At 43.5% G+C, this 5,704-nt stretch carries 4 protein-coding genes; 2 read left to right on the forward strand and 2 right to left on the reverse strand.

Annotated features, from left to right (window positions below; genetic code table 11):
- A partial coding sequence (locus V7K40_RS19580) for a hypothetical protein (protein WP_334962558.1) occupies nucleotides 1-429 on the forward strand: 429 nt, incomplete at its 5' end.
- A gap of 325 nt (nucleotides 430-754) precedes the next feature.
- Here V7K40_RS19580 and V7K40_RS19585 read toward each other — a convergent pair.
- Together V7K40_RS19585 and V7K40_RS19590 are read right to left on the reverse strand one after the other, a co-directional pair.
- Nucleotides 755-2,764, reverse strand: a complete 2,010-nt coding sequence (locus V7K40_RS19585) for an amylo-alpha-1,6-glucosidase (RefSeq protein ID WP_334962560.1) — start codon at nucleotides 2,762-2,764, stop codon at nucleotides 755-757.
- Nucleotides 2,765-3,325: 561 nt separating this feature from the next.
- Nucleotides 3,326-3,823 carry a quercetin 2,3-dioxygenase gene (locus V7K40_RS19590; protein WP_334962562.1) on the reverse strand — a complete coding sequence of 166 codons (498 nt, stop codon included), beginning with the start codon at nucleotides 3,821-3,823 and terminating at the stop codon, nucleotides 3,326-3,328.
- Nucleotides 3,824-4,201: 378 nt separating this feature from the next.
- Between V7K40_RS19590 and V7K40_RS19595 the strand changes: the two genes are divergently transcribed.
- Nucleotides 4,202-5,470: an ATP-binding protein gene (locus V7K40_RS19595; protein WP_334962564.1), complete on the forward strand. Its 1,269-nt coding sequence runs from the start codon at nucleotides 4,202-4,204 to the stop codon at nucleotides 5,468-5,470.
- Nucleotides 5,471-5,704 lie beyond the last annotated feature (234 nt).

Raw genomic sequence — 5,704 nt, forward strand, 5'->3', positions numbered from 1 at the left:
GCCGAAATAACAAATGAGTTCGCCAAAATAACAAATGAGTTCGCCGAAATAACAAATGAGTTCGCCGAAATAACAAATGAGTTCGCCGAAATAACTTTTGCGTTGGCTAGCAAGAACCGCAGGCATCGCCATGATTGCAACAATTTAGCTTTGACGCGGGAGCGTGACGCACCCTTCTCCTATGCAAGATCCCGAAGGGTACGGGTGACGCTCCTCTCTTACAAAGTGACGCTCCTGCGTCGAAGAGGCTGCGCTAACAGAGACGCTCGCGGACTCGCTACCGCTGCGCTAACGGCGGAAACCGCCGCTCCGACTTTGCGCTGCCTCGTTCGCGGAGCGTCTCGTAGAGAAGAGGCTGCGCTAACAGCAGTCGCCTGCTCCGGGAACCCTACCAAGAGCGCTGCTGAACCGCAAATCTTTGGTGGATGAAGTTTTTCCGACTTATCTGTACACCGTAGCCGAGTCAGAGAGGGACAGACTTTAACTTTAGTTCAAGGCAGGGAGAGGTTTATCGAACTCAGGTTGAGTAAAACATCTGGTTGTATTTTATATCGATAGGACTTACGCAAAAAACCTCTCAAACTCTTATTCCTCCGTGTCCTCTGCGTCCTCTGTGGTTCGATTTTCCGTTACCTGTGCGTAAGTCCTGATCGACTGCAAATCACATCCATGACATCTCTGGCAGGATATTGAGCAGAATTATTGTACGGGTTATTTCCTGAAAATAGCTGTAAGTCCTGAGTTATTGCCCGCATCAAATCTCCGTCGCCAACCAAGCACGCAAAACCTCTGCCACTGTCCACGCTTGGGCAATGCATCCCCGTGGAGTCATCGGGGCATCTCCATCAAAAATCTCGCTGAGACTGCCAAGACCGTGTGCAGTGAGATGATTAGCCATTGGTTCCAAAAATTGACGAGCCTGCTCAGGATTTTTGTAGACACGCAGGTGTGCTAAGACGAACGGCCCCAACAACCAACCCCAAACTGTCCCCTGATGATAAGCTCCATCACGTTGATACTGATTTCCACCGTATTTACCCTGATATTGAGGATGATCAGGGGCAAGCGATCGCAATCCATGAGAAGTCAGCAGCACTCGTCCGCAAGCTTCCACCACACTCCTTTGCTGGGCAAGTGTTAGCGGACTTTCTGGTAATGAAACAGCAAAGATTTGGTTAGGACGTAACGCCGAATCATCACCATCAGGACTGTCTAGAACGTCATAGCAATAACCTGTCTCGTCATTCCAGAAGCGAGAAAATCTATACTGAGCACGGTCTGCCATTGCCTCATATTCTTGATGTGGTTTACCAAGTTGACGGGCAAACTTTGCCATTGTGCGTAAAGCATTATACCACAGGGCATTAACTTCAATCGGTTTGCCAATTCGGGGCGTAACTACCCAATCATCAACTTTGGCATCCATCCAGGTCAGTTGTACACCTGCAACGCCTGCATAAAGTAAGCCATCGGCTGCATCAAGGTGGATGTTGTAGCGTGTACCGCGACAGTGCCAATTAATGATGTCTGCAAGTATTGGAAAGAGTTCACCAAGCAAATTATCATCGTCTGTAGAACTGTAGTAGGCACGGACTGCTTCAAAGTACCAGAGAGTGGCATCAACAGTATTATATTCTGGTTGCTCACCTGCATCGGGAAAGCGATTCGGCAACATTCCTTGGTCTACGTATCTGGCAAAGGTGCGAAGAATTGAGCGTGCTACCTCTGGGCGACCAGTCGAAATTGTCAAACCAGGGAGACTAATCATTGTGTCGCGTCCCCAGTCGCCAAACCAGTGATAACCAGCGATGACGGTTTTACCGTTGGAGTCTTCTGGCACTGGGCGGTTAACAATAAACTGGTCAGCAGCTAGTACTAGATGGTTTATCCAGCTAGGTGATTCCTTAGTGTTGAGGGGTCGGTTACTATTCCAAAGTCCTGTTAGCTTCTGCTCTTGAGCGCGACGCAACTTAAGTACAGCTTCGCCATGCAAATCAGGTTGTTTTTCTGTGCTGGCGACAAATGCGATCGCTTCTCCAGGATTCAGTGTAACTTCAAAACTGGCAGCGTGGAGGTGGTCTTCTTTATCTCTCAATCCCCGATAGCGTTCAACTGCCAAGTCAAAGCCATAATACCAATTGTGGGCAACAGATGCACTACCGCGTGAAGCGCTGCTATCGCCTTTAGGCGAATCGCTCAGTAGATACAGTGGTACAGCGCCCGAATAAGCAGTTACACAAATCCCCTGTTCTACCTGCTCAACAGACATCTGCCAACCGTTGCTTTGAGTATCGCCGTGATAATCGCGGTAGTTGACCATTGCTTTGAGCGTCAACTTCAGCGGTTGGGTGGCACGACGCAGAGTATATTGGACATAGGTTGTGTTAGCGCCTTGTTGCATCCACACCCGTTTTTCTAATAAGGCATCAGCAACAGCAAACCGCCATACAGGTATTGTGTTTTCCAGAGAAAAACGTTCAATATGTTGATAACCGTGGGGACTGACAATCCCATCTGCCCAACGATTGGTGTGTAGAGAATAAAAGCGAGTGTCATACTGGACAGTTTCATCTAGTTTTGCCAGCAGCAAAGTGCGACCTAAAGGTGGTTTTAATGCCGCTACCAGTAGTCCGTGATAGCGGCGGGTCAATAAACCTGCCACAGTTGCAGAAGCGTAACCACCAATACCGTTAGTAACTAACCACTCCCGCGATTCTGCGGTGTCGAGATTGCCGCAGGTTTCCCGCCCAAATTCTATACACATAAATCAACATTCTTCCTGGCGATCAATATCTGGATTATCGATTATGAATCCTCTACTGTGCTAAGAGTGGTATTAAGAGTTGATAATAGCGCAATTATTCCGTTAATCCCAAAGCCCGGCTTTACAACACCATAGCGATCGTACTCACCCTAAATTAAACACAAGTGCGATCGCATATTCAACATTTTTCTCGTATTTGCTGTTTTTTTTAAGTAATTTAGTCTAGCTGTATTTATTGAACGGAATAGTTCTGAGATAAGACTTAATATCGTTTCTCCACAATCTGCATTGTGTGATTATCAGCATCTCTTACCAAAAAGCCCTTTTTAAATTTCAAAGGAGGGAATTATTCTTTTAATGGTTTTGCTTGATTGCAAATTCCTAATTTTGACATACCTCATTTATTATAGAGATTATTTAATACTGAAAAGCCTGGGGAAAAGCTGCTCAGATAATTTGGCAAATTCCATAACTCCAGCAATAGGAATTTCTTGATTATTCTGAGACTTTCCAGCACTGTTGTTTGGTGTATAAGTGCGATCGCACGCAAGTTATATTGGGCTATACCTGCGAAGATTCAGCAGACGGCACAATAATCTCAAGACCGTATCTTGGAGCAGCTGCCAAAATTTTTTCAATGTCTACCGGACTAAGGCTAGGTAATTGCGTCTTCTCTGAGACTGGCACACCTACTTCCATAAAAAACTTCTCTAACCCTGCTGGTGTGACCCAACACAGCAATTTTGCTGGCTGTGAGCCGATATTTGTAAACCTATGAAGTTGACCTTTAGGAGAGTGAAGAAAGGTTCCAGAAATTGCTAATATAATCTGCTCATCAAGCTGAAATTCCAATTCTCCCTCTTGAATATAAAAGGCTTCATCTTCGTGACGATGAATGTGGGGAGGTGGACCGTTTTGTGGTTGAACAGTAATTTCAATTAGAGCATAAGCTTGACCAGTTTCTTCACCTACCGCCTTAAAAGTACACAAATCCTGAAACACCCAGTATGAGGAACCTTGTCCTGGTTGCTGTAATATTCCTTGCAAATTGACTGTCATGGTGATTTCCTTTTGAGATGTTTTCTATGATGGATTTCTCAACAAAATCTAAATTTTCAGCCTGTAAGTACTTAGACAGAAATAAACGTAACCATATTATCGTGAATTGACCAGACTGAAGTCAAGCGATATCTACAACGGGCTATGCCTACGTAATTCTCTGAGATTGTTTAACTTTACTCACAATCACACTACTTATTCTTGCCTATCTAATTGTTGTATAAATTTACATTTGATCAAGTAAAAATTCATCAGTTTGTTGTATGCAAATAGCATATGTCTCTAGTAAAATCTTTTTATCAAACTAGTGCAACGTGGCCCAAATAACTATTCAGTTGATTTTTGAAATTATTTTTATAACCCATGCAATAGGCATCCATGAGTAAAACCAGTGATGACGAAATGTTATTGCACAACCAAACTTGGCAGCGTGAGCGACAAATCATAGCACGTTTGTCTTCTTTAAACTATCGAACTGGCGAACTGGGTAGCTATTTGCACAATATTGCCTGCGGAGTCAGCGAACTTATTGGAGTTGATTGGACGGTTGTTACCTTTTGCCAAGAGGGATTTGAAACTGTTCTAGCGAGTAGTCTTGAAATGGGCCAGGGGGAACATGTTTATTCACTACATGGTTTACTAACTGGCACTGTTATCAAAATGGGTCACTCATTAGCAGTAGAAAATGCTCAAAAACACCCAGAGTATGGACAGGCTCCAGAAGGTTATTGTGCATATTTAGGGATACCATTGCGGACTGCTGAAAGTGAAGTGATTGGTACTATCTGTTCATTTAATCACCAACCACGTGATTTTAAAAAAGAAGACATTCAAATTGTGGAATTATTTGCTGAACGAGCTGCAACAGCAATTGACAACTATCATCTTTATCAACAACAGTGCCAATTTAATCATATTTTGGAAGCTGAGGTTGAAAAACGCACCGCAGAATTACGAGCCGCCCAAGCCAAACTTTTGGAACAGGAACGATTGGCAGCTATTGGGGAATTTGCTGCCATTATTGTGCATGAAATTCGTAATCCCTTGACTACAATGATTATGGGATTAAAGTATTTCCGAAAAACTATTCTGACTGAATCTGCTCAAGAGCGATTAGCATTGGCACTGAGCGAAGCTAGTCGTCTAAAACGTCTGCTGAGTGAAATTTTGCTCTACGCCAAGCCCCAAGTGTTGCAACTTTGTGAATTGGACGTGAATGAATTCATTCATGAGTTGCTGGTATGCATCCGGGAAATGCCAGAAGCTCTAGAACGACAAATTGAATTTATTCCGATTTTGCCCACGGTAAAAATTTTGGGGGATAAGGACAAACTTAAACAAGTATTTATCAATATTATCCGCAATGCTTGTGAGGCAGTTGCACCAGGAGATGTTGTGAAGTGGAAAGTAGACTGTTCGCATCCAGATAAAGTCTGCATTCATGTCCACAATGGCGGCGAACCAATTCCATCAGAAGTTCTCGCCAAGCTTTCTGTGCCATTCTTCTCCACAAAACCTTGTGGCACTGGGCTAGGACTTGCTATTACCAAACGCATCGTCAATGCTCATAGTGGAGAAATGTTAATTTCTTCTGACCTATTGACAGGTACTACCGTGAGTGTTCAATTACCTGTAGTTCTTCAATGAAGTTTTGATTAATATCAATGCTAGATTTTTGCCAGAAATATCATCAATAATTATTGGAAGATATTACAAAAAACTTTCTTGAGCAATCAAAAGTGCAGTTGAAATTCCATGCTAAGTAAGGACTTGCATTGTCAGTTATAACTAACGCGACTTAAACAAAAATTAAGCCCAAATAAAGCCCAAACTAGCTTTGTAAGCAGCAAACACGTCACGGTTGAGAGTCAACCAATCAAA

It is taken from the genome of Nostoc sp. (assembly GCF_036917195.1).
Classification (GTDB): Bacteria; Cyanobacteriota; Cyanobacteriia; order Cyanobacteriales; family Nostocaceae; genus Nostoc.